Here is a 21,409-nt window from a genome sequence, read left to right as displayed (position 1 = left end):
GAACCAAAGCTCGGGCGAAACTCCGGACAGCTCCCCGGAGGTTTCGCCCCATGTCGTCGCCCGGCAACGAATTCCACGTCCCACCGCAAACCGAATCCGCCGCGCCGCGACGCAATGACCACCTGCTGTTGTGGGTGGTGCTGATGCTCGGCCTGCTGACCGCGAGCATCTGGTGGTTGTTGAACCAGCCGTGGGCCGGCGGCTCCTCCGGCGCCACGGATCGCGTCGTCGTGTTCGCACCGGCGCCCACGGCCACCACGCCCACGCCAGTCATTCCCAGCCCCACCCCGGCTGCCGCCGCACCGGCGAACAAGCACCTGGCCGCCAGCAGTGCGGGCAAGTCCGCCGCGGCGAAGAAGTCCACTGCAGAAAGCCGGCGCAACGCGCGCAGCGTGGCGCACCTGACCCGCAACGCGCGCCCGTTGGCCGACAATGCGCCGCCGAAATATCCGGTGGCCGCCTTGCGAGCCGGCGTCGAGGGAATGGTGCTGGTGCGCGCGGAGGTCGGCGCCGACGGCCGGCCTATCGAGGTCGGCTACGCCCGCCGCAGCGGCGACCGCGACCTGGATCGCGCCGCACTGAGCGCCGTGCGCAACTGGCGCTTCCAGCCTGCCCTGCGCAACGGCAAGGCGGTCGCTTCGGTAGTCCAGGTGCCAGTGGATTTCGTGCTGGACGAACGCGCGATGTAATGAGTCGTGCAGGGCATGGTCCCGACCCGCATCAGGTACGGCAGGATTCCTGATGCTCGGTGTGGGGAGCGACGTAAGTCGCGAAGCTTTCGATCGATTGCCCGCCATCACGACAAGGCATTCGCGACTTGCGTCGCTCCCACACCGGAAATATCGGCTGACCCGTATCGAATACGGAGCGTGCCTTACGCGTTGCGCAGCCCAAAGCCGGCGCCACCGGCCAGCGCGTCGAAACCCGGGAAGGACGTCGCCACGTTAGCCACGTCTTCGACCACGACTTCCCCCGCGGCCATCTGCGCGGCCACCACGGTCGCCATTGCGATGCGATGGTCGCCATGGCTGTCGACGCGACCGCCCTGCAATGACCCCGGGTGGATGGTCGCGCCGTCCTCGGTTTCATCGACGCGCAAACCCAGCGCACGCAACGCTGCCGACATCACCGCGAGGCGATCGGATTCCTTGACCCGCAGCTCTGCCGCGCCGCGCACCACGGTCGGGCCTTCGGCGCAGGCCGCGGCGACGAACAATGCGGGGAATTCGTCGATCATGTCCGGCACCAGCGCCTCCGGCACTTCGATGCCGCGCAACGGCGCATGGCGCACCACCAGGTCCGCGACCGGCTCCCCGCCATGCGAACTCGGGTTCTCTTCGCGGATATCCGCGCCCATCAACCGCAACGCCGCGAGCAGGCCGGTACGGCGCGGATTCAATCCGACCGCACGCAGGCGCAATTCGCTGCCCGGCACGATGCTGGCGGCGACCAGGAAGAACGCCGCCGAGGAGAAATCCGCCGGCACCGCGATGTCGGTCGCGCGCAGGCGCTGGCCACCGCGCAGCTTCGCGTACCCCGGCGAGAATTCGATGTCGACACCGAACGCGGACAGCATGCGCTCGGTGTAATCGCGGGTCGGATGCGGCTCGCGCACCGAGGTTTCGCCTTCGGCATACAGGCCCGCAAGCAGCACCGCCGACTTGACCTGGGCGCTGGCGACCGGCGAAACGAAATCGATGCCGCGCAGCGCGTGGCCACCGTGGATGCGCAGTGGCGGCAAGCCACCCTCCTCCGTGTCGATCCGCGCGCCCATTTCGGCCAACGGCGCGGACACGCGGCGCATCGGTCGTTTCGACAACGATTCGTCGCCGACGAGCACGCTGTCGAACGGCTGCGCGGCCAGCAGCCCGGCCAGCAAGCGCATGCCGGTACCGGCATTGCCGCAATCGAGCGGGGCGGAGGGCGCCTTCAATCCGTCGACGCCCACGCCATGCACGATGCGCCGCGAAGGCGACGGCGTTTCGATCTTCACGCCCAGCTGCGAAAACACCTTCGCCGTGGCACGGGTGTCCTCGCCTTCGAGGAAGCCGTCGATCTTCGACACGCCGTCGGCCAGCGCGGCGAACATCACCGCGCGGTGCGAGACGGACTTGTCGCCGGGGATGTCGAGGGTGCCGCTCAGCGGTCTGCCGCGGGATGCCGTCCAGTTCTGCTTGTCGCTCATCGATCAATTTCCAGTAAGGCGCACTTGACGTTGCTTTTGAATTTCCGTCCCGTCCGCAGCGGTGGAGACGGCGGGTAAACCCCGCAGGGGCGGCGCGCACGATGCGCGCCGTTTTCGGAAGGCACATGGATGTGCCGCACCGAAAATTCCCGCTGGCTCCACGGACCCGTAGCGAAGCGAAGGGCGCGAGGAAGGGTGTGCTTTCTTTTGCCTACTTTTCTTTGCACAAGCAAAGAAAAGTAGGTCGCCGCGAGGCGAAATGCTTTAAGAGCGATCCCCGCCTTCGCGGGGATGACGAGCGAGGACAAACGCGCCCTTCATCCGCCTTCGTCACCTTCTCCCCGCAAGCGGAGAGAAGGAAAAATCAGGGCACCGCCACCGGGTACGAACCCAACACCTTGATCTGCGCCGCGTGCTCCTTCAGCTCCGCCATCGCCTGCTTCATCGCCGGATCGTCCACATGCCCGGCCAGGTCGATGAAGAACGCGTACTCCCACTTCGCATGGTGCGACGGCCGCGACTCGATCCGGTTCATGCTGATGCCGTGCTTCGCGAACGGACTGAGCACGTCGAACAGCGCACCCGGCTTGTCGTGGATCGACACCAGCACCGAAGTGCGGTCGTGGCCCGAGGACGGGAAGATCTGCCGGCCGATCACCAGGAAGCGCGTGGTGTTGTCCGCGTCGTCCTCGATCGACTTCATCACCACCTTCTTCAGGCCGTACACGTGGCCCGCGCTCTCGCCCGCGATCGCAGCCGCATCGTCGGCGTTGCGCGCCCGGCGCGCGCCCTCTGCGTTACTCGAGACCGGGATCTTCTCGACCTTCGGCAGGTGGTGGCGCAACCACGACGAAGTCTGCGCGAACGACTGCGGGTGCGCGTAGATGCGCTCGATGTCCTCGATGTGGCCGGTGCGCGACAGCAGGAACTGGTGCACGCGCAGCTCGACTTCGCCGCAGATCTTCAGGTTCGAGGTCAGGAACATGTCCAGGGTGATCTGGATCGTGCCCTGGCCGGAGTTCTCCACGGGCACTACGCCGAAATCGGCGTTGCCGCTTTCCACTTCCTGGAACACTTCCTCGATGCTGGCCAGCGGCAGGCCATGCGCGGAACGGCCGAAATGCTTCAGCACCGCCTGCTGCGAGAAGGTGCCCTCCGGCCCGAGGTAGCCGATCTTCAGCGGCTCCTGCTGGGCCAGGCAGGCCGACATGATCTCCCGGAACACGTGCACCAGCACTTCGTCGCTGAGCGGACCCTCGTTGCGATCGACGACCATGCGCAGCACCTGCGCTTCGCGCTCGGGCCGGTAGTAATCCACCGCCTGCGCCAGCTTGCCCTTGGCCTTGCCGACCTGCAGCGCGAACTGCGCGCGCTCGGCGATCAGCGACTGGATCTGCCGGTCGATGCCGTCGATCTTGGCACGCACGTCGGCCAGCACCGGCTTGGCGGCGGGCTCGGCGACGGATTTCTTCGCGGTTTTCTTCGGTTTGCTTGCCATCTTTCCGTTTCCTGTTCCCTCGGTGTGGGAGCGACGTCAGTCGCGATGCTTTCGCGATAACGCATTCGCGACTGACGTCGCTCTCACACCACACATTAGCTCCATAGCGGGAATTGCTTGCTTATCCATGGCGTTTCTGGAAATCGCGCATGAAATCCGCCAGCGCCCGCGCGCCGTTCACCGGCATCGCGTTGTACAGCGACGCGCGCAGGCCGCCGACCGCCTTGTGGCCTTTCAGCGCCAGCAGGCCCGCTTCCTTCGACTCGGCGACGAAGCGCGCGGTCAGGGCTTCGTCCGGCAGGAAGAACGGGATGTTCATCCGCGAACGGAATTCGGGCAGGACCTGGTTGCGGTAGAACCCGCCCGAACCGTCGATGGCGTCGTAGACGATGCGCGACTTCTCGGCGTTGCGGCGGGCGAACTCCTCGACCCCGCCTTCTTCCAGCATCCAGCGGAACACCAGGCCGGCCAGGTACCAGTTCCAGGTCGGCGGCGTGTTGAGCATCGAGTCGCGCGCTTCGTGCGAGCGATAGTCGAAGATGTCGGCGCGCGGCAGGCCTTCGCGCTTCAACAGGTCGCGGCGCACGATCACCACGGCCACGCCGACCGGGCCGAGGTTCTTCTGCGCACCGGCGTAGATCACGCCGTATTTCGATACGTCGATCGGTTCCGATGCGATGCTGGAGCTGAAATCCGCGAACAACGGGGCCTCGCCGACGTCCGGGGCATCGCCACGGAATTCCACGCCGTGGATGGTCTCGTTGGCGGTGATGTGCACGTAGTCCGCGCCGGGCGTCAGCTGCCACGACTCGCGCGGCGGGATGTCGGTGAAACCATCGGGCTCGCCGTCCGCGGCGATGTTGACCTTCACGTAGGGTCGGACCTGCTTGATCGCGGTCTTGCCCCAGTGGCCGGTGACCACGTAATCGACGGTGCCGCCGGGCGAGGCGAAGTTCAGCGCCAGCAGCGCCTGCTGGGTGGTCGCGCCGCCGGACAGGAACAGCACCGCGTAGTCTTCGGGAATGCCGATCAACTTGCGCAGGTCGGCCTCGGCACGCGCGGCGACCGCGATGAACTCGGCGCTGCGATGGCTGATCTCGACGATGGACGCGCCGATGCCGTTCCAGTCCAGCATTTCGGCCTGGGCCTGGCGCAGGACGGATTCGGGCAAGGTCGCCGGGCCGGCGCTGAAGTTGTAGACGCGGGTCATGAGAAGGCCTGAAAACTGAACGCGTAGTATGCCGCAGCGCAACAGCTCCCGGACCAATGGGTACGAACGAAACTTTCTTCGTACGACTCCGCCGCGGCGTTCGACTTCCGCAGGCGGAACCGGCGTACGCCTTGTCGCGGGCGGCTCAGCCCGCGCCGAACAGCAACAGCGCGCTGAGCGCCGCGGCCAGCAACAGCGCGGCCAGCAACAGCCATGGCCAGCGCTTGGCCGAAGCCTTCGGCGCACGCACCGGAGCCGGCGTGGGGCTGGCGGCCGCAGCGGCGGTTTCCGGCGGTGGCGACGGCGCGAACGGCGCTTCGACGACGAAGCGGTGTTGGGTGCCGAACACGACCTGGTCGCCGGGCGACAGCGCCGCGCTGCGCACGCGCCGCCCGTTGACCAGGCTGCCTTCGGCCGAATCCAGGTCGCGCAGCAACACGCGGTCGCCGTGGCGCTCCAGCCGCGCGTGGCGTTCGGAAACCGAAGCTTCGTCGACCTGGACGTCGGCCTCGCGCCCGCGGCCGACCAGGCGCGGACGATCCAGCGGAATGCTGCGGCCGTGGTAGGGCCCGCCGACGCCGCGCAGCAGCATGCGGGTATCCGCCGTGGTATCCACGCCGACTTCGAGCAAGGGCACGGCGTTGCCGGCCTGGCCCTGCACCAGCAGTTCGACGCCATCCAGGTACAGCGCATCGCCCGCGCGCAGCATCGCCACGCGCCTCACCGAACGGCCATTGACGTGGATGCCGCGCACGCCGTTGGCGACCTGCAGCCACAGGCCGCGCTTGTCCACGCACAACTGCGCCAGCAGCGCGCCCCGGGCATCGTCGCCGACGCCGACCGTGCCGTTGGCTTCGCGCACGATGCGGTGCACGCCATCGTGCAGCGGCCAATCGCCGCTGTCGCGTCCGTTCAGATGCAATCGAAGGTTCTCCACGGCGCGGGAGCCTAGCAGTTTGTGGCGCAACGCACATCTGTTGCGCACAATACGCCGCATACACGGAGCCCGACATGCCCAGCATCGACATCACCCACAGCCACGGCAAGACCCCGGCGCAGGCGCGCAAGGCCATCGAACAAGTGGCGAAGAAGCTGGCCGAGCGCTTCGAGATGGCCTACGCCTGGGACGCGGACACGCTGAACTTCAACCGCGCCGGCGTCGACGGCAAGATCCAGTTGCTGCCCAAGTCGCTGCGGGTCACCGCCGACCTCGGCTTCATGCTGTCGATGCTGAAGGGCCCGATCGAAGCCGAGATCCGCCGCGTTTTAGCCGAGAAGTTCGATTAAAAACACTTTTTGACGCGGATTAACGCGGACTAATGCTTTCAGCCCCTTGCCATCCGGCTCGCAGCGCGGATTTCGGTTCTCCGCGACAAGAGGCAAAGCAGGCATATTCAATCTGTTCTATCCGCGACCATCCGCGTTAATCCGCGTCAAAAAACGCTTCCGCCTCACTCCTCGATCCCGAACGGATCAGGATGGCCGGCGAACAGCCGGCGCGAAACCTCGCGTTCGGCCTGCTCGATGTCGCGGACGAAGGCCTTGCCGTCTCCCAGCGCCGAGAACGCCGCGAAACCGCGTTCCAGGAAGCCCTGCAACTCGCCCAGCCCGCTGGCCTTGGCCGGGCCCCGCGACAGCTTCAGCAACAGCAGCACGCCGGGCAGCTTCACCGCATGGGCCAGGCCGGTGCCGACATCGGCGATCAGGCCGATCTGGCGCCCGCGCAGCCGCGCACGGCCCACCTCGCGGTAGGCCCTGGCGTACAGATCGGCATCCAGTTTCTTCCGCGTCGGCGCCAACCGTTGCAGGGTTTCGGCCATGCGCAGGTCGAAGGCATGGGTCAGCGCACCGAGTTCGATGGCATCGGCCACGGTGGCCAGCACCGCCGCCGGCAGCAGGCGCTGCAGCATTGGCACGATCCGCGCCACGTTGGCGTCGCGCTGGCTGAAGTCACGGTCGCCGTAGACATCGGACAGGAAGAAGCTGGCCGCCGGCTCGCGCTTCGGATCGGCTAGGAAATGGGCGAAGCTGGCTTCCAACCGCCGGGTCTGCCAGCGCCGCAGCTCGGGCAGCCAGCGCAGCCGGTTGCGCGGCTCCCGCGCCGGATCGTGCAGGGCCTGGTGGCAGGCCAGCCGGCGTGCGAGCCGGTCGTGCAATGGATTGCTGCGCGCCATGGCCGCGAATCTTGGCTGGCGCCGCGGCGAGCCGCAAGCGCCACCCTCCCTGTGCGAGCGAGCTTGCTCGCGAATGCTCTTCCGATGTCCGGCCAAAAGCGTTCGCGAGCAAGCTCGCTCCCACTATCGAACTCCGGCTCAAATCGCATCGGCTACACTCGGGCCATTCCATCGCCGGACGTCGCATGCTTTCGTTGCACAGCGCGGTAAAACGCAATCCACGCGGCCGCATCGGCCTGGCCATCGCCGGCGGCGGCCCGATCGGCGGCATGTACGAACTGGGTGCGCTGCGCGCGCTGGACGAAGCCCTCGACGGCCTCGACCTGACCCGGATGGATTGCTACGTCGGGGTCAGTTCCGGCGCCTTCCTCGCCGCCGGGCTGGCCAACCGGATCGGCACCGCCGAGATGTGCCGCACCTTCATCACCGGCACCAGCGACGACATCGTGTTCCAGCCGGAAACCTTCCTGCGCCCGAACTTCGGCGAGGCGATGCGCCGCGCCACCGCGCTGCCGCGCCTGTATTTCGAATGGCTGCAAAGCCTGGCCACCCAGCCGCACAAGGCGCTCAGCTGGTCCAACCTGATGCGTCGCTTCGGCGGCCTGGTGCCGACCGCGATGTTCGACAACCGCGGCATGGAGCGCTTCCTGCGCGACATCTTCACCCGGCGCGGGCGCAGCAACGATTTCCGCACCCTCGACGCGGACCTGTTCGTCGTCGCCGTCGACCTGGACAGCGGCGAGGCGGTGCGTTTCGGCGAAAAGGGCTGGGACGGAGTGCCGATCTCGCAGGCGGTGCAGGCCAGCGCCGCCCTGCCCGGCCTGTACCCACCGGTGGAAATCAATGGCCGCCATTTCCTCGACGGCGCGCTGCGCCGCACGATGCACGCCTCGGTGGTGCTGGAACGCGACATCGACCTGCTGCTGGGCATCAACCCGCTGGTGCCGTTCGATGCCACCCGCGCGCCGGCGCAGGGAGAAGGCGATTCGCTCGGCCTGGCCGACGGCGGCCTGCCCGCGGTGCTGTCGCAGACCCTGCGCACCCTGCTGCAGTCGCGCATGCAGATCGGCATGGAGAAATATCCGCGCCAGTATCCGAACATCGACCAGTTGGTATTCGAACCGAATTCGGACGACAGCGAACTGTTCTTCACCAACCTTTTCAGCTTCGCCTCGCGCCACCGGGTCTGCCAACTGGCCTATCGCAACACCCTGGCCGACCTGCGCCGGCGCGCCGACGTGCTGCGGCCGATGCTGGAAGCGCACGGCATCGGCCTGCGCGACGACATCCTCGACGACCCGCACCGCTCGATCCTCGATGGCCTCGACGCGCAGCCGCGCATGACCGAAACCACCGCCCGCCTGCGCCGTGCGCTGGACGACGTCGATCGGATCGTCGCCGGGCGACACCGTGCGGGACGGGTGCGGTAGCCGCCTGACCCGATCCAGCCTCCTCCCCCGCACCGGCCACCTGCCGGACCAACCAGGAGCAACGCGATGAAAACGAGGCTTCACCATCGCCTCATCCTGCTGCTGGCGTTGTTTTTCCCGCTTTCCGCCGCAGCCGCGGAAAATATCCGCCTTTGGCGGCTCGATTGCGGCTCGCTATGGACCTACAACCTAGACGAACTGTCCGACACGCATGCCTATGCCGGCATGAGCAAGAAGTTCGCCGGCAGTTGCTATCTGGTCCAGCACGGCAGCAGCTATCTGCTGTGGGATGCCGGGCTGTCGAAGGAATATCTCGGCAAGCCTTACGTCGAGGGCAAGGCCGATTCCATGTCGCTGGCCACGACCGTTGTCGCGCAGCTCGCGCGGATCGGCGTCGAACCCGCGCAGATCACCCGCCTGGGCATCAGCCACTATCATCTGGACCACATCGGCCAGGCCGCCGATTTCCCGCAGGCGACGCTGTTGATCGGCAAGAACGACTTCGAAGTGCTGGGCAAGCCGGGGCACGAGGCGCGCACCCGGCTGCTCGCCCCGTGGCTGGGCAAGGACGCCGAGGTCGAGAAGATCTCCGGCGACCACGACGTGTTCGGCGATGGCAGCGTGGTGATGCTCGACCTGCCCGGGCACACGCCCGGACACCACGGTTTGCTGGTGCGATTGCCGAAACGCGGCGCGGTGTTGTTGTCGGGCGACGTGGTGCACCTGCACGAGAACCTGGAAACGATGGGCGTGCCGTCGTTCAACACCGATCGCGCGCAGTCGCTGGCCTCGATCGACCGCTTCGCGAAACTCGCGAAGAACCTGCGCGCCACCCTGATCATCCAGCACGAGGAACAGGATGTCGGGAAGCTGCCCGCATTCCCGCAGGCGGCCGAATGAGCCGATGCCGTTCCAGGAGCGCGGCCCGGCCCGCACTGGTGTGAAAACTCTAGACAACGCCGCGAATCTGGCGCCTCCTCAAACTCTCCCTTGCGACCACCCATGGCCAAGCTGAAGAAAACCGCCAAGAAGACCGCCTCCGCCAATTCGGCCAACCTGCAGGCCCAGGCCGAGCAGTTGTCCAAGCGCCTGAGCGAATCCGCGCAGCAAGTGTGGCTGGCCGGCGTCGGCGCCTTCGGTCGCGCCCAGGCCGAGGGCGGCAAGTTGTTCGAGTCGCTGGTCAAGGAAGGGCTGTCGCTGGAACAGCTGACCCGCAAGGTCGCTACCGGTCGCGTCGATGCGGTGCGCGATGCCGTCGAAACCACCGTCGGCCAGGCCCGCGAGCGCGCTGCCGATACCTGGGACCGCCTCGAGAAGGTGTTCGAAGACCGCGTGCAGCGCGCCCTGCGTCGTCTCGAGGTGCCCAGCCGCGAAGACCTGGCCGGGCTGATCGAACGCGTCGATGCCTTGAACGCAGAACTGCGCAAGCTCGGCGGCGCGTCTCCTGCCCGCGGCGGCGCGAAAACCGCGCCCGCCAAGCGCGCCGTCAAGAAGGCCGCGAAGACCGCGAAGAAGACCCCGCGCAAGACCGCGGCGTAAGCCAATTCGATACCGGTTTCGCACCGCAAAAGTGCGTTGCGAAATCGTTTACAAAATCTGTTGCAAAGCAGCATCGAGAAGCGTAAAAAAGATTCCAGCCCGCCAGTCCGCTCGAAGTACGTATGCTCCCCTCCCCTTACGACTTCGGACTGGCGGGCTTTTTCGTGCCCGGCTTCCTGACCGCGCCGGCACTGGCCGAAATTTCCAATACGCCACGTTAGAAGCAGGACCACCGGACGAATCGCCAGGCGGGTTCGTTCTTCCGACCATTGCTTTCAGGGGAATTCGATGCCGAACTGGCCCATGGCGTTCGTGATCGGCACGGTGGTACTGCTGCTCGCGTTGGCCTGGCTCTGGCTGCTGCACCGTCCGCACAGCGAAACCCGCGAAGGGCTGAAGGCGCTGGGCGCGATGAGCTGGCGCGACTTTTCCGGCGCGGTGCTCGCTTCCTTGCAGCACCGCGGATTCCAGCCCCCGCCGCAAGATACCGACGTGCTGTCGGGCCCCGAACGGCAACTCGGCCTGCTGCTGACCCAGGGCGATGAACGCTGGTTGCTGGCCTGCAAACACGGCACCGCGTATCGCATCGGGGCCGACACGATGGCCGAACTGGTCGAAGCCGCGCGCATGCGCGGCGCCAGCGGCGCGATCCTCGCCACCGAAGGCCAGATCGCCCCCGAAGGCAGGAGCGCGGCGCATCAGTTCAGGATCGAACTGCTCGCCGGCGCCCCGCTGTGGCAGGCGCTGAAGCCGCATCTGCCGCCCGCACTGCGCGAGCGCGTCGAAGACGGCGCGCGCAGCCGGGTGCGCCGCCTTTCGGGCGTCGCCGTCGCGGCAAGCGTGCTGCTCGCCGTATTGGCGGCCTTCGGCCTTCGTGGCACCGATGGCGCTCCGCCCCAAGCGAGCGACGCAACGCGGGCTCCGGCACCTCCTGCTGCGGAGTCCCGGCGCCATGCCTTCCAGCCCTCGCCGGTCGACGATGTGGTCGAAACCGACGAGGCCGTACTGCAGAGCCAGCGCGAAGCCGTCAGCAAGGCGCTGATGACCGCGCCCGGCGTGATTCGCGGCTTCTGGATCAGCAAGCTGACCCTGGTGGTCGATCGCAGCGGCGAGGACGCGATCGTCTGGCCGCAGGTATGCCGCGAACTGGAACGCTACCCGGCCCTGCGCACCTCGCGCGTGCAGATGAACCCGCGCGCCGGCAGCACCGATACGGTGCGCTGGCGCCAGTGCAAGACGTTCTAGGCGACTCCTCGCCTACCAGTGCACCCCGCGCATCAGCGCGGCGAATGCGATCTGCTCCTGGCTCGGCGCGCTTTCCTTGAGCGCCTTGCGGTCGCCCTTGGCCGCCGCCGAATCGGGGAACAGGTCGAACGCGGTGCTCATCACCACCTCGTAGGCCTTCGGCGCGACGGCGTTGATCAGCGCGGCGAAGATGCCCAGGCGCGTGGCGATGCGACTGGGCTTCTCGATGATGCCCTTGACCACCATGTCCGCGGCTTCCTCCGGGGTCAGCGTCGGCACGCTGTCGTACATCTTGGTCGGCGCGATCATCGGGGTCTTCACCAGCGGCATGTTGATCGTGGTGAAGGAGATGCCGCGGCTGGAAAGCTCGCCCTGCGCACAGCGGCTGAACGCATCCAGCGCCGCCTTCGACGCCACGTAGGCGGAGAAGCGCGGCGAATTGGCCAGCACGCCGATCGAACTGATGTTGATGATGTGGCCCTTGCGCCGGTGGGTCATGGTCGGCAGGAAGCCCATGATCAGGCGCAGGCTGCCGAAGTAGTTCAGCTGCATCGTGCGCTCGAAGTCGTGGAAACGGTCGTAGCTCAGTTCGATCGAGCGGCGGATCGAACGGCCGGCGTTGTTGATCAGCACGTCGACGTGGCCGTGCTCCTTCAGCACGGTTTCCACCAGCTTGTCGCAACTGGCCATGTCGGCCAGGTCGGCGGTGTAGGCGAAGACCTTGCCGCCCTTGGCCTTCATCTCGTCGCGCGCCTTGAACAGCTCCTCCTCGCCGCGGGCGACGATGATCGTGACCGCACCGGCCTCGGCGACGCGCTGCGCGGTAGACAGGCCGATGCCCGAGGAGCCGCCGGTGATCACCACCACCTTGTTGCGCACCTTGCCCTTCAGGCTGCGGTCGACGAACAGGTCCGGGTCGAGGTGGCGCTCCCAGTAGTCCCACAGCCGCCACGCGTAGTCCTCCAGGCGCGGCACGGCGATGCCGCTGCCCTTCAGCGCGCGCTCGGTCTCGCGGCTGTCGAAGCGCGTCGGGTAGGTGATGAACTTCAGCACTTCCTTCGGGATCTTGAAATCGCGCAGCAGCATGCCGACGAAGCGCTTCACCGGCGGCAGGTTGCCCACCGCGGCGCGGATGCCGCCGGGCACGAAGGCGAACATGCGCGCGTCGATGCGCATGGTCATCTCCGGCGCGTGGCCGGCGCGGCAGAACGTGTTCAACACCTCGCCCACGCGCATCGGCTCGGGGTCGGTCAGGTGGAAGGTGTGGCCGTCCAGCTTCGGCTTGTGCGCGATGTGGTCCATCGCGTCGGCGACGAAGTCGACCGGCACGATGTTGATGCGCCCGCCTTCGATGCCCAGCACCGGCATCCACTGCGGCAGCACTTCGCGCAGCTTCTTGATCAGGGTGAAGAAGTAGTACGGGCCGTCGATCTTGTCGATCATGCCGGTCTTCGAATGGCCGACCACCATGCCGGGCCGGTAGATGCGCCACTTGATGCGCTTCTCGTTGCGCACCAGTCCTTCGGAATCGTGCTTGGTGCGCAGGTACGGGTCGTCCAGGCCCTCGGCTTCCTCGAACATGTCCTCGCGGAACACGCCCGGATACAGGCCGGCGGCGGCGATGGAACTGGTGTGGTGGAAGGTACCCGCCTTGATCGCCGCGGCCAGGTCCAGCGCGTGCCGGGTGCCGTCGATGTTCGCCGCACGCTGGCTTTCCGCGTCGGCGGTCAGGTCGTAGATCGCGGCCAGGTGGAAGAAATGCTTCACCGTGCCCGACAGCTTGCGTACCTGCGCCGCGGTCAGCCCGCATTTGGGCTGGGTCATGTCGCCGGCCACCGCGACCACCCGCTTCGGATCCCAGCCTTCGCGCTTGGCCAGCGCGTCGAATTTCTTCTGCGAATCCTTGCGCACCAGTACGTGGATGGTGCCGTCGCGCTTGAGCAGGTTGCCGATCAGGTAGCGGCCGATGAAACCGGTGGCGCCGGTGACGAAATAGCTCATGTTCCCATCCCGATGTCTGGTGGGCGCGGCCCCTCCGACCGGCCCCGCGGCCAACATGCCAGAGAAGCCAGGACGACACAATCCGCCTGCGTATTGACCGGTTCCGGCCTGCATGGTGTGATGCGCACGATCACTGGGAGGGATCATCCATGGCCGATCTGCAAGCCGCTTTCGAAAAGGCATCCAAGGACGTCCAGGGCCTGTCCGAGCGCCCCGACAACGACACCCTGCTGCGCCTCTACGCGCTGTACAAGCAAGGTTCCGAAGGCGACGTCAGCGGCGACAAGCCGGGCTTCTTCGATTTCGTCGGCACCGCCAAGTACGAGGCCTGGGCCAAGCTCAAGGGCACCAAGCCCGAGGACGCGCAGAAGAAGTACGTCGACCTGGTGAAGAAGCTGACCGCCTGATCCCGCCGCGATCCGCACGCATGGCCCGCGATACCCGCCAGCGCATCCTCGACGCCTCGCTGGCGATGTTCAACGCGCAGGGCGAGCCGCACGTCACCACCAACCACATCGCCGACGAGCTGGAGATCAGCCCCGGCAACCTGTACTACCACTTCCGCAACAAGGACGACATCATCGAGCAGCTGTTCGTGCGCTACGAGGAGCGCATGGACGCGGCGCTGACGCCGCCCAGCGGACGCCTGCCGGGACTCGAGGACATCTGGCTGCAGCTGCACCTGGTGTTCGAATGCATCTGGGACTACCGCTTCCTGTACCGCGACCTGGTCGAGATCCTCAGCCGCAACCGGCGCCTGCGCCTGCGCTTCGCCCGCATCCTGAAGCGCGCCGACGACAGCGCGCTGGAGGTGATGCGAGGGATGGGCCAGGCCGGGGTGATGCGCGCCAGCGCCGCCGAACTGGCCGGCACCGCGACCAATGTCCTGGTCATCGCCACGTTCTGGCTGAACTACGCCGCGGCCCGCGGCGACAAGGACGAACAGGTGGCGATCCGCCACGGCATCGTCCAGGTGATGATGCTGCTGGCGCCGTTCCTGCGCGACGGCGAGCGCGTGCACCTGAACACGCTGGTCCAGGCCTACCTGGAGTAGACCGGCAATGGACGTGAACGGCGGGCATTAACGCTTTTTGCACGCCCCCCCGGCGGGGGCGTAGAATGCCGGGCTTTCCGGCCCGCCGGCCGGACCCAGCCCACAGGTCCAAATGTCGAAAGACGATTCCATCGAGTTCGAAGGCACCGTTACCGAAACGCTGCCCAACACCATGTTCCGGGTCAAACTGGAAAATGGCCATGAAATCATCGCCCACATCTCCGGGCGCATGCGCAAGAACTACATCCGCATCCTCACCGGCGACAAGGTCAAGGTCGAAATGACCCCGTACGACCTGAGCAAGGGCCGTATCACCTACCGCATGAAGTAAGGCTTTCCGTTCCGGAAAGCCCTCACGGCCCGATGCGCGCCTCGCTGTCGGGATCGAAGAAATGCATGCGCTCCGGCGCATAGTCCAGGCCGACCCGCTCGCCCGCTTCCGGCAGTCCGCGCGGCGGTACCCGGACGACCAGTTCGCAGCCGCCGCAGCCCAGGTTGAGGAAGGCCTCGTTGCCCACCGGCTCCACCGCCTCGACGATGGCCGGCAGCTTTCCCGTTCCGTTCGGCGCCAGCTGCATGTCCTCCGGGCGCAGGCCGACGACCAGCGCCTTGCCCCGGTAGCTCCGCAGCGCCTGGGTCGTGGCCGGGTCCGGCTGCAGGGACAGCCCTACCCCGTCGGCGATGCGCAGGACCAGGCTGCCTTCTTCGCCACCCAGTTCGCCGCGCAACAGGTTCATCTTCGGGCTGCCGAGGAAACCGGCGACGAACAGGTTGGCCGGCTTCTCGTACAAGGCCATCGGCGTGTCGATCTGCTGCACCTGCCCGTCCTTCAGCACCACGATGCGCTGTCCCAGGGTCATCGCCTCGACCTGGTCGTGGGTGACGTAGATCATCGTCGTGCCCAGCTTGCGGTGCAGGCGGGCGATTTCCACGCGCATGCTGCCGCGCAGCTTGGCGTCGAGGTTCGACAACGGCTCGTCGAGCAGGAATACCTGCGGCTGCCGCACCAGCGCACGTCCCAGCGCGACGCGCTGGCGCTGGCCGCCCGACAGTTGCGCAGGCTTGCGTTCCAGCAGGGTTTCGAGTTCCAGCATCTTCGCCGCTTCGCGCACGCGCGCCTCGCGCTGCGCGCGATCGAGCCCCTGCAGCTTCAACGCGAAGCCGAGGTTCTCGGCCACGCTCATGTGCGGGTACAGCGCATAGGACTGGAACACCATGGCGATGTCGCGGTCCTTCGGCGCGACGTCGTTGACCGCGCGCCCGCCGATCTTCAGGGTGCCATCGCTGATTTCCTCCAGCCCGGCGATCATCCGCAGCAGCGTGGACTTGCCGCAGCCCGATGGGCCGACCAGCACCATCAGTTCGCCATCGCGGATGTCGAAGCTGGCGCCATGCACGGCGACTTGGCCGTTGGCGTAGACCTTGCGCAGCTGATCGAGTTCGACTGTCGCCATACCGCTCCCGTGGTCTGCGTGGACGCACAGCCGACGGGTTCTTCCCGCGGACTCCGGCGAGGCCGAGCCTTCCGGATTGTGCGCGCGGCCATGACAAGCCGGCCGCGTTCGCGCTATTCTGCCATGTAACCGTTTTCACAACGCAACCACCTCACGACGCGCCGGAGGGGCCATGTCGAAGTCGTACGCCTTCCCCAAGGATTTCATCTGGGGCAGTGCCACTGCCGCCTACCAGATCGAAGGCTCGCCGCTGGCCGATGGCGCCGGCCCCAGCATCTGGCAGCGTTTCGCGCACACGCCCGGGCGCATGCTCAACAACGACACCGGCGACGTCGCCTGCGACCATTACCACCGTTGGCGCGAGGACATCGCGCTGATGAAGGAACTGGGCATGCAGGCCTACCGCTTCAGCATCTCGTGGAGCCGCGTGCTGCCCGAGGGCCGCGGCAAGGTCAATCCGAAGGGACTCGACTTCTACGAACGCCTGGTCGACACGCTGCTGGAAAACGACATCCAGCCGGTGGCCACCCTGTTCCACTGGGACCTGCCGGCGGCGCTCGACGACCGCGGCGGCTGGCTGAACCCCGATATCGCCGACTGGTTCGCCGAATACAGCGAAGTGATGTTCAAGCGCCTCGATGGCCGCGTGCGCCGCTGGGCCACGCTCAACGAACCCTGGGTGGTCACCGACGGCGGCTATCTGCACGGCGCGCTGGCACCGGGCCATCGCAACCGCTTCGAGGCGCCGATCGCCAGCCATCACCTGATGCGTTCGCACGGCAAATCGGTGCAGGCCTACCGCGCGCTGGGCAAGCACGAGATCGGCCTGGTGGTGAACATCGAACCGAAGTACGCGGCCAGCCAGTCGGCCGAAGACCTCGCCGCGACGCGCCGCGCCGAGGCCTACATGAACCGCCAGTACCTCGACCCGGCGATCCTCGGCAGCTATCCGGAGGAGATGCGCGAGATCTTCGGCGAAGCCTGGCCGGACTGGCCGCAGGCCGACATGGACCTGATCAAGCAGCCGCTCGACTTCATCGGCGTCAACTACTACACCCGCAACGTGTCGAAGCACGACGAAACGAACTGGCCGCTGAAGGTTTCGCCGGTGCGGCAGCCGCAGCATACGTATACGGAAACCGGCTGGGAGGTATTCCCGCAGGGACTGACCGACACCCTGACCTGGGTCAAGGAACGCTACGGCAACCCCAAGGTCTTCATCACCGAGAACGGCGCGGCGTTCTTCGATCCGCCGAAAGCGGAGAACGGACGTGTCCGCGATCCCTTGCGGATCAGTTATTTGCGCCAGCACATCCGTGCCGTGCATGCCGCCATCGAAGCGGGTTGCAACATCGGTGGCTACTTCGTGTGGTCGCTGCTGGACAACCTCGAATGGTCGCTGGGCTACTCCAAGCGCTTCGGGGTGATCCATGTCGACTTCGAAACCCAGACGCGCACTCCCAAGGACAGCGCACGCTATTATGCGAAGGTCGTCGCCAGCCATGGCGCGGCCTTGTCGAACGAAGACGATTAGCCAACCTGCACACACACGACAGAGGGAAGGGATGTCGATGCAAGTGTTCGCCGGCGGCGCAGCCCGGCTGTGCCACGCATGAGTTTCGGCGCCGATAACCCCGGCCATTCGCTGCTGGCCGACATCGGCGGCACCAACGCGCGCTTCGCGTTGGCCGACTGCAACACCACCGCGCCGCTGCTGGAAGACAGCGTGCGCGAATACGTGGTGGCGGATTTTCCCTCGCTGGCCGACGCCGCCCGGCACTACCTCGACGAAACCGGGGCGAAGGCCGAGCACGGCGTGTTCGCCGTCGCCGGCCGCGTCGATGGCGACGAAGCGCGCATCACCAACCATCCGTGGGTGATCTCGCGCGCGCGCACCCGCGATGCGCTCGGCTTCAGGGACCTCAAGCTGGTCAACGACTTCGCCGCGCAGGCGATGGCCACGTCGTTGCTGACGCCGGCCGATGTCGTCGCCATCGGCGGCGCGCAATGGTCGCCTGCGCCCCTGTCCGAGCCGCGTACCTATGCGGTGATCGGCCCCGGCACCGGCCTGGGCGTCGGCGGCCTGGTGATCCGCGACGGCCGGCGTTATCCGCTGGAAACCGAAGGCGGGCATGTCAGCTTTCCGCCGGGCACGCCGGAGGAAATCGAAATCCTCGAGCGCCTGTCGGCGCAGTTCGGCCGTGTGTCGAACGAACGCCTGATCTGCGGCCCCGGGCTGGTCAACATCCATCGCGCGTTGAGCGAAATCGCCGGCGAGGATCCCGGCCCGATGCAGCCCGCCGACATCACCGCGCGCGCGGCCGCCGGCGATCCGCGCAGCATGCGCACGCTGGACGTGTTCTGCGCGGTGTTCGGCGCCATCGCCGGCGACCTGGTGCTGACCACCGGCGCATGGGACGGCGTGTTCCTGACCGGCGGCCTGGTGCCGAAGCTGCTGACCAACCTGCAGCATTCCGGTTTCCGCCAGCGCTTCGAACACAAGGGCCGTTTCTCCGCGGCGATGGCGCGCACGCCCACGCTGGCCATCGTGCATCCGCGACCGGGGCTGCTCGGCGCGGCGGCGTTCGCGGTCGAGGCGTTCGGCGGCAAGGCGTAACAAACCGTAGGGTGGGCACGCTTTTCGTGCCCACCATCAGGGACGCTACGCGAGCAGCGGGCACAAGAAGCATGCCTACCTGCCAAAAGCTTTTCATCGAGCGAAAAGCCGTCGAGCAAGCACGATTCCACCAAGCCAAAAGCAGACCAATCGTGCACGAAAAACATCGGCGGAAAAGCGGCGCATAATTGCCCTGTTTCCAGCAGCCACGCCGCTTCCGCCATGAGCCTGCATCCGCGCATCGAACAAGTCACCGAACGCATCCGCAAGCGCAGCGAGAAATCGCGCCGCGCCTATCTCGACGGCATCGATGCGGCAAACCGGCAAGGCCCGCACCGCGCGCGCCTGAGTTGCGGCAACCTCGCCCACGCCTTCGCCGCGTGCGGTCCGACCGACAAGGGTCGCCTGCGCGCCGATGTCGCGCCCAACCTCGGCATCGTCACCGCGTACAACGACATGCTCTCGGCGCACCAGCCGTTCGAGCATTACCCCGAACGCGTCCGCAGGCTCGCACGCGAGCTCGGCGGCACCGCGCAAGTCGCCGGCGGCGTACCGGCGATGTGCGACGGCGTGACCCAGGGGCGTCCCGGCATGGAGCTTTCGCTGTTCTCGCGCGACGTGATCGCGCAGGCGACGGCGGTATCGCTGAGCCACGACATGTTCGACGCCGCGCTGTACCTGGGCGTGTGCGACAAGATCGTGCCGGGCCTGCTGATCGGCGCCCTCGCCTTCGGCCACCTGCCCGCGGTATTCGTGCCAGCCGGACCGATGACGCCGGGCATCCCCAACAAGGAAAAGGCCGCGGTGCGCGAACGCTATGCCGCCGGCGAAGCCACGCGCGAAGAACTGTTGCAGGCCGAATCCGACAGCTACCACGCACCGGGTACCTGCACCTTCTACGGCACCGCCAATTCCAACCAGGTGTTGCTGGAAGCGATGGGCCTGCAATTACCGGGCACTTCGTTCGTCAATCCCGACACCCCGCTGCGCGATGCGCTGACCGACGCATCGGTGGAACGCGCGCTGCGCATCACCGCGCTCGGCAGCGATTACCGGCCGATCGGCCAGCTGATCGACGAACGCGCCATCGTCAACGCGATGGCCGCTTTGATGGCCACCGGCGGTTCCACCAACCACACCATCCACTGGGTCGCGGTCGCACGCGCGGCGGGACTCGGCCTGACCTGGGACGACATCGACCAGATTTCGCAGACCGTGCCGCTGCTGGCCCGCGTGTATCCGAACGGCGAAGCCGACGTGAACCGCTTCGCCGCGGCCGGCGGCACCGCCTTCGTGTTCCGCGAACTGCTCGATGCCGGCCTGATGCACGACCTGCCGACCATCGTGCCCGGCGGCATGCGCGCGTTCTGCGACGAGCCGCGGATCGAGGCCGGCAAGCTGACCTACTCGCCCGGCGTGGCGCAAAGCGCCGACCGCGAGGTGACGCGCGGCGTCGCTGAGGCGTTCGAAGCGCAAGGCGGCCTGCGCCTCTTGCGCGGCAACCTGGGTCGTGCGCTGATCAAGACTTCGGCGGTGAAGCCGGAGTACCGCACCATCGAAGCGCCCGCCGTGGTCGTCGACGATCCGAAGACGTTGAACAAGCTGCATGCGGCCGGTGCGTTGCCGCAGGACTTCGTCGCCGTGGTCCGCTACCAGGGTCCGAAGGCCAACGGCATGCCGGAACTGCATTCGCTGGCGCCGCTGCTGGGCCTGTTGCAGAACCAGGGCCGGCGCGTCGCACTGGTCACCGACGGCCGCCTGTCCGGCGCCTCGGGCAAGATTCCCGCGGCGATCCATGTGACTCCGGAAGCCTCCGCGGGTGGCGCCATCGCCAAGCTGCGCGAAGGCGACATCGTCCGCCTCGATGCCGAGGCGGGCACGCTGGAAGCGCTGGTCGATCCCGCGGAGTGGAAGTCGCGGACGGCGGCGCCGAACACCGCGCCCGCCGGATACGATTTGGGCCGCAACCTGTTCGGTTTCAGCCGCGCCAAGGTGTCTCCGGCCGACCAGGGCGCCCTGTCGATCTCCTGCGGCCCGCCTTCGCCCGAGGGCGGCGACTGGGATTACGACGCCGAATACGAACTCGGCCACGACGCCGCCGCGGCCGCTGCGCCGCACGAAGCCGTGGATGCGTGACGCCTTTTGTCCTTCTCCCACCGGGAGAAGGTGGCGCAGCGCCGGATGAGGGCGGGAGAATTCCGATCCTCGGACACTATCCATCGACCTGAAGACCTACGCCCTCATCCGCCCTTCGGGCACCTTCTCCCGAAGGGAGAAGGAAACGCAAATCGGAACCCTTGCCATGACCATCGCCGAACGCCAGCAGAAAGCCGAACAACTCCTCCGCGCCGCCGGCATCCTGCCGGTGGTCACCGTCAACTCGCTGGACGAAGCGCGCAAGGTCTCCGAAGCGTTGCTCAAGGGCGGCCTGCCGGCGATCGAACTGACCCTGCGCACGCCGGTCGCGATGGAAGCGCTGGCGATGCTGAAAAAGGAGCTGCCGGACATCGTGATCGGCGCGGGCACCGTGCTGACCACGGAACAGATGACGCAGTCCATCGCCGCCGGCGCGGACTTCCTGGTCACCCCGGGTACGCCGCCGGAGCTGGCCGATGCGCTGGCCAAGGCCGACGTACCGGTGGTGCCGGGTGCGGCTACGCCGACCGAACTGTTGTCGCTGATGGCGCGCGGTTTCCGCGTATGCAAGCTGTTCCCGGCCACCGCGGTCGGCGGTCTCGCGATGCTGAAGGGCCTGGCCGGGCCGTTGTCCGAACTGAAGATCTGCCCGACCGGCGGTATAGGCGAAGACACCGCTGCCGACTACCTGTCGCAACCGAACGTGGTCTGCATCGGCGGTTCGTGGATGGTGCCGAAGAACTGGATCGAAGCGGGCCAGTGGGACAAGGTCACGGAGAGCTCGGCCAAGGCCGCGGCGATCGTGCGCAAGGTACGCGGCCAGTAACCCGTGATCCACACCGTGGGAGTGGTGGCATAGCCACCGG

The 21,409-nt window shown here is 67.0% G+C and carries 20 protein-coding genes; 13 read left to right on the top strand and 7 right to left on the bottom strand.

Annotated features, from left to right (window positions below; genetic code table 11):
* Positions 1-50: 50 nt before the first annotated feature.
* Entirely contained in the window at positions 51-689 is a 639-nt protein-coding gene (locus J5837_RS11835; protein ID WP_210536930.1) for an energy transducer TonB, read from the top strand.
* A 185-nt stretch (positions 690-874) separates the two neighbouring features.
* On the opposite strand, the gene aroA is transcribed toward J5837_RS11835, so the two are convergent.
* The 4 genes from aroA to J5837_RS11815 all read right to left on the bottom strand — a co-directional run bounded on the left by aroA (position 875) and on the right by J5837_RS11815 (position 5,830).
* Complete coding sequence (gene aroA / locus J5837_RS11830; RefSeq protein ID WP_210536929.1) at positions 875-2,185, bottom strand: 3-phosphoshikimate 1-carboxyvinyltransferase; 1,311 nt, start codon at positions 2,183-2,185, stop codon at positions 875-877.
* A gap of 364 nt (positions 2,186-2,549) precedes the next feature.
* Positions 2,550-3,683 carry a prephenate dehydratase gene (gene pheA, locus J5837_RS11825; RefSeq protein ID WP_210536928.1) on the bottom strand — a complete coding sequence of 378 codons (1,134 nt, stop codon included), beginning with the start codon at positions 3,681-3,683 and terminating at the stop codon, positions 2,550-2,552.
* A gap of 121 nt (positions 3,684-3,804) precedes the next feature.
* Positions 3,805-4,893: a phosphoserine transaminase gene (gene serC / locus J5837_RS11820; RefSeq protein WP_210536927.1), complete on the bottom strand. Its 1,089-nt coding sequence runs from the start codon at positions 4,891-4,893 to the stop codon at positions 3,805-3,807.
* A 145-nt stretch (positions 4,894-5,038) separates the two neighbouring features.
* Positions 5,039-5,830 carry an FHA domain-containing protein gene (locus J5837_RS11815; RefSeq protein ID WP_210536926.1) on the bottom strand — a complete coding sequence of 264 codons (792 nt, stop codon included), beginning with the start codon at positions 5,828-5,830 and terminating at the stop codon, positions 5,039-5,041.
* Between the two features lie 74 nt (positions 5,831-5,904).
* Between J5837_RS11815 and J5837_RS11810 the strand changes: the two genes are divergently transcribed.
* A complete protein-coding gene (locus tag J5837_RS11810; protein WP_210536925.1) occupies positions 5,905-6,180 on the top strand; it encodes a polyhydroxyalkanoic acid system family protein in 276 nt (91 codons plus the stop codon).
* Positions 6,181-6,344: 164 nt separating this feature from the next.
* Here J5837_RS11810 and J5837_RS11805 read toward each other — a convergent pair whose 3' ends face one another.
* The gene (locus J5837_RS11805; protein ID WP_210536924.1) at positions 6,345-7,067 is read right to left on the bottom strand and encodes a DUF8198 family protein; all 723 of its coding nucleotides are present in this window, start codon (positions 7,065-7,067) and stop codon (positions 6,345-6,347) included.
* 185 nt (positions 7,068-7,252) lie between these two features.
* Between J5837_RS11805 and J5837_RS11800 the strand changes: the two genes are divergently transcribed.
* The 4 genes from J5837_RS11800 to J5837_RS11785 all read left to right on the top strand — a co-directional run bounded on the left by J5837_RS11800 (position 7,253) and on the right by J5837_RS11785 (position 11,281).
* The gene (locus tag J5837_RS11800; protein ID WP_210536923.1) at positions 7,253-8,497 is read left to right on the top strand and encodes a patatin-like phospholipase family protein; all 1,245 of its coding nucleotides are present in this window, start codon (positions 7,253-7,255) and stop codon (positions 8,495-8,497) included.
* A 66-nt stretch (positions 8,498-8,563) separates the two neighbouring features.
* Positions 8,564-9,397 carry an N-acyl homoserine lactonase family protein gene (locus tag J5837_RS11795; RefSeq protein WP_210536922.1) on the top strand — a complete coding sequence of 278 codons (834 nt, stop codon included), beginning with the start codon at positions 8,564-8,566 and terminating at the stop codon, positions 9,395-9,397.
* A 102-nt stretch (positions 9,398-9,499) separates the two neighbouring features.
* The gene (locus J5837_RS11790) at positions 9,500-10,036 is read left to right on the top strand and encodes a phasin family protein (protein ID WP_210536921.1); all 537 of its coding nucleotides are present in this window, start codon (positions 9,500-9,502) and stop codon (positions 10,034-10,036) included.
* Between the two features lie 288 nt (positions 10,037-10,324).
* Positions 10,325-11,281, top strand: a complete 957-nt coding sequence (locus J5837_RS11785; protein ID WP_210536920.1) for a restriction endonuclease — start codon at positions 10,325-10,327, stop codon at positions 11,279-11,281.
* 12 nt (positions 11,282-11,293) lie between these two features.
* Here the strand turns inward: J5837_RS11785 and J5837_RS11780 are convergent, their stop codons facing one another.
* On the bottom strand, positions 11,294-13,282 hold the full coding sequence (locus J5837_RS11780) for an SDR family oxidoreductase (protein ID WP_210536919.1): 1,989 nt from the start codon (positions 13,280-13,282) through the stop codon (positions 11,294-11,296).
* 149 nt (positions 13,283-13,431) lie between these two features.
* Here J5837_RS11780 and J5837_RS11775 point away from each other — a divergent pair, with 149 nt between their 5' ends.
* From J5837_RS11775 to infA, 3 genes are all read left to right on the top strand, one after another.
* Positions 13,432-13,689, top strand: a complete 258-nt coding sequence (locus J5837_RS11775; RefSeq protein WP_210536918.1) for an acyl-CoA-binding protein — start codon at positions 13,432-13,434, stop codon at positions 13,687-13,689.
* 20 nt (positions 13,690-13,709) lie between these two features.
* Positions 13,710-14,336 (top strand): TetR/AcrR family transcriptional regulator, encoded by a 627-nt coding sequence (locus J5837_RS11770; RefSeq protein WP_210536917.1) that lies wholly within the window; start codon positions 13,710-13,712, stop codon positions 14,334-14,336.
* A gap of 112 nt (positions 14,337-14,448) precedes the next feature.
* Entirely contained in the window at positions 14,449-14,667 is a 219-nt protein-coding gene (gene infA, locus J5837_RS11765; RefSeq protein WP_210536916.1) for a translation initiation factor IF-1, read from the top strand.
* Positions 14,668-14,689: 22 nt separating this feature from the next.
* Here the strand turns inward: infA and J5837_RS11760 are convergent, their stop codons facing one another.
* Positions 14,690-15,790 (bottom strand): ABC transporter ATP-binding protein, encoded by a 1,101-nt coding sequence (locus J5837_RS11760; RefSeq protein ID WP_210536915.1) that lies wholly within the window; start codon positions 15,788-15,790, stop codon positions 14,690-14,692.
* A gap of 172 nt (positions 15,791-15,962) precedes the next feature.
* Here J5837_RS11760 and J5837_RS11755 point away from each other — a divergent pair, with 172 nt between their 5' ends.
* From J5837_RS11755 to J5837_RS11740, 4 genes are all read left to right on the top strand, one after another.
* Positions 15,963-17,324 carry a GH1 family beta-glucosidase gene (locus J5837_RS11755; protein WP_210536914.1) on the top strand — a complete coding sequence of 454 codons (1,362 nt, stop codon included), beginning with the start codon at positions 15,963-15,965 and terminating at the stop codon, positions 17,322-17,324.
* A 78-nt stretch (positions 17,325-17,402) separates the two neighbouring features.
* Positions 17,403-18,407, top strand: coding sequence for a glucokinase (gene glk, locus J5837_RS11750; protein WP_210536913.1), 1,005 nt, complete (start codon positions 17,403-17,405; stop codon positions 18,405-18,407).
* A 222-nt stretch (positions 18,408-18,629) separates the two neighbouring features.
* Positions 18,630-20,543 carry a phosphogluconate dehydratase gene (gene edd / locus J5837_RS11745; protein ID WP_210536912.1) on the top strand — a complete coding sequence of 638 codons (1,914 nt, stop codon included), beginning with the start codon at positions 18,630-18,632 and terminating at the stop codon, positions 20,541-20,543.
* 166 nt (positions 20,544-20,709) lie between these two features.
* Complete coding sequence (locus tag J5837_RS11740; protein WP_210536911.1) at positions 20,710-21,369, top strand: bifunctional 4-hydroxy-2-oxoglutarate aldolase/2-dehydro-3-deoxy-phosphogluconate aldolase; 660 nt, start codon at positions 20,710-20,712, stop codon at positions 21,367-21,369.
* Positions 21,370-21,409 lie beyond the last annotated feature (40 nt).

This window comes from Pseudoxanthomonas helianthi, from assembly GCF_017939625.1.
Taxonomy (GTDB): domain Bacteria; phylum Pseudomonadota; class Gammaproteobacteria; order Xanthomonadales; family Xanthomonadaceae; genus Pseudoxanthomonas_A; species Pseudoxanthomonas_A helianthi.
This window is presented reverse-complemented; position numbering and strand designations above follow the sequence as displayed.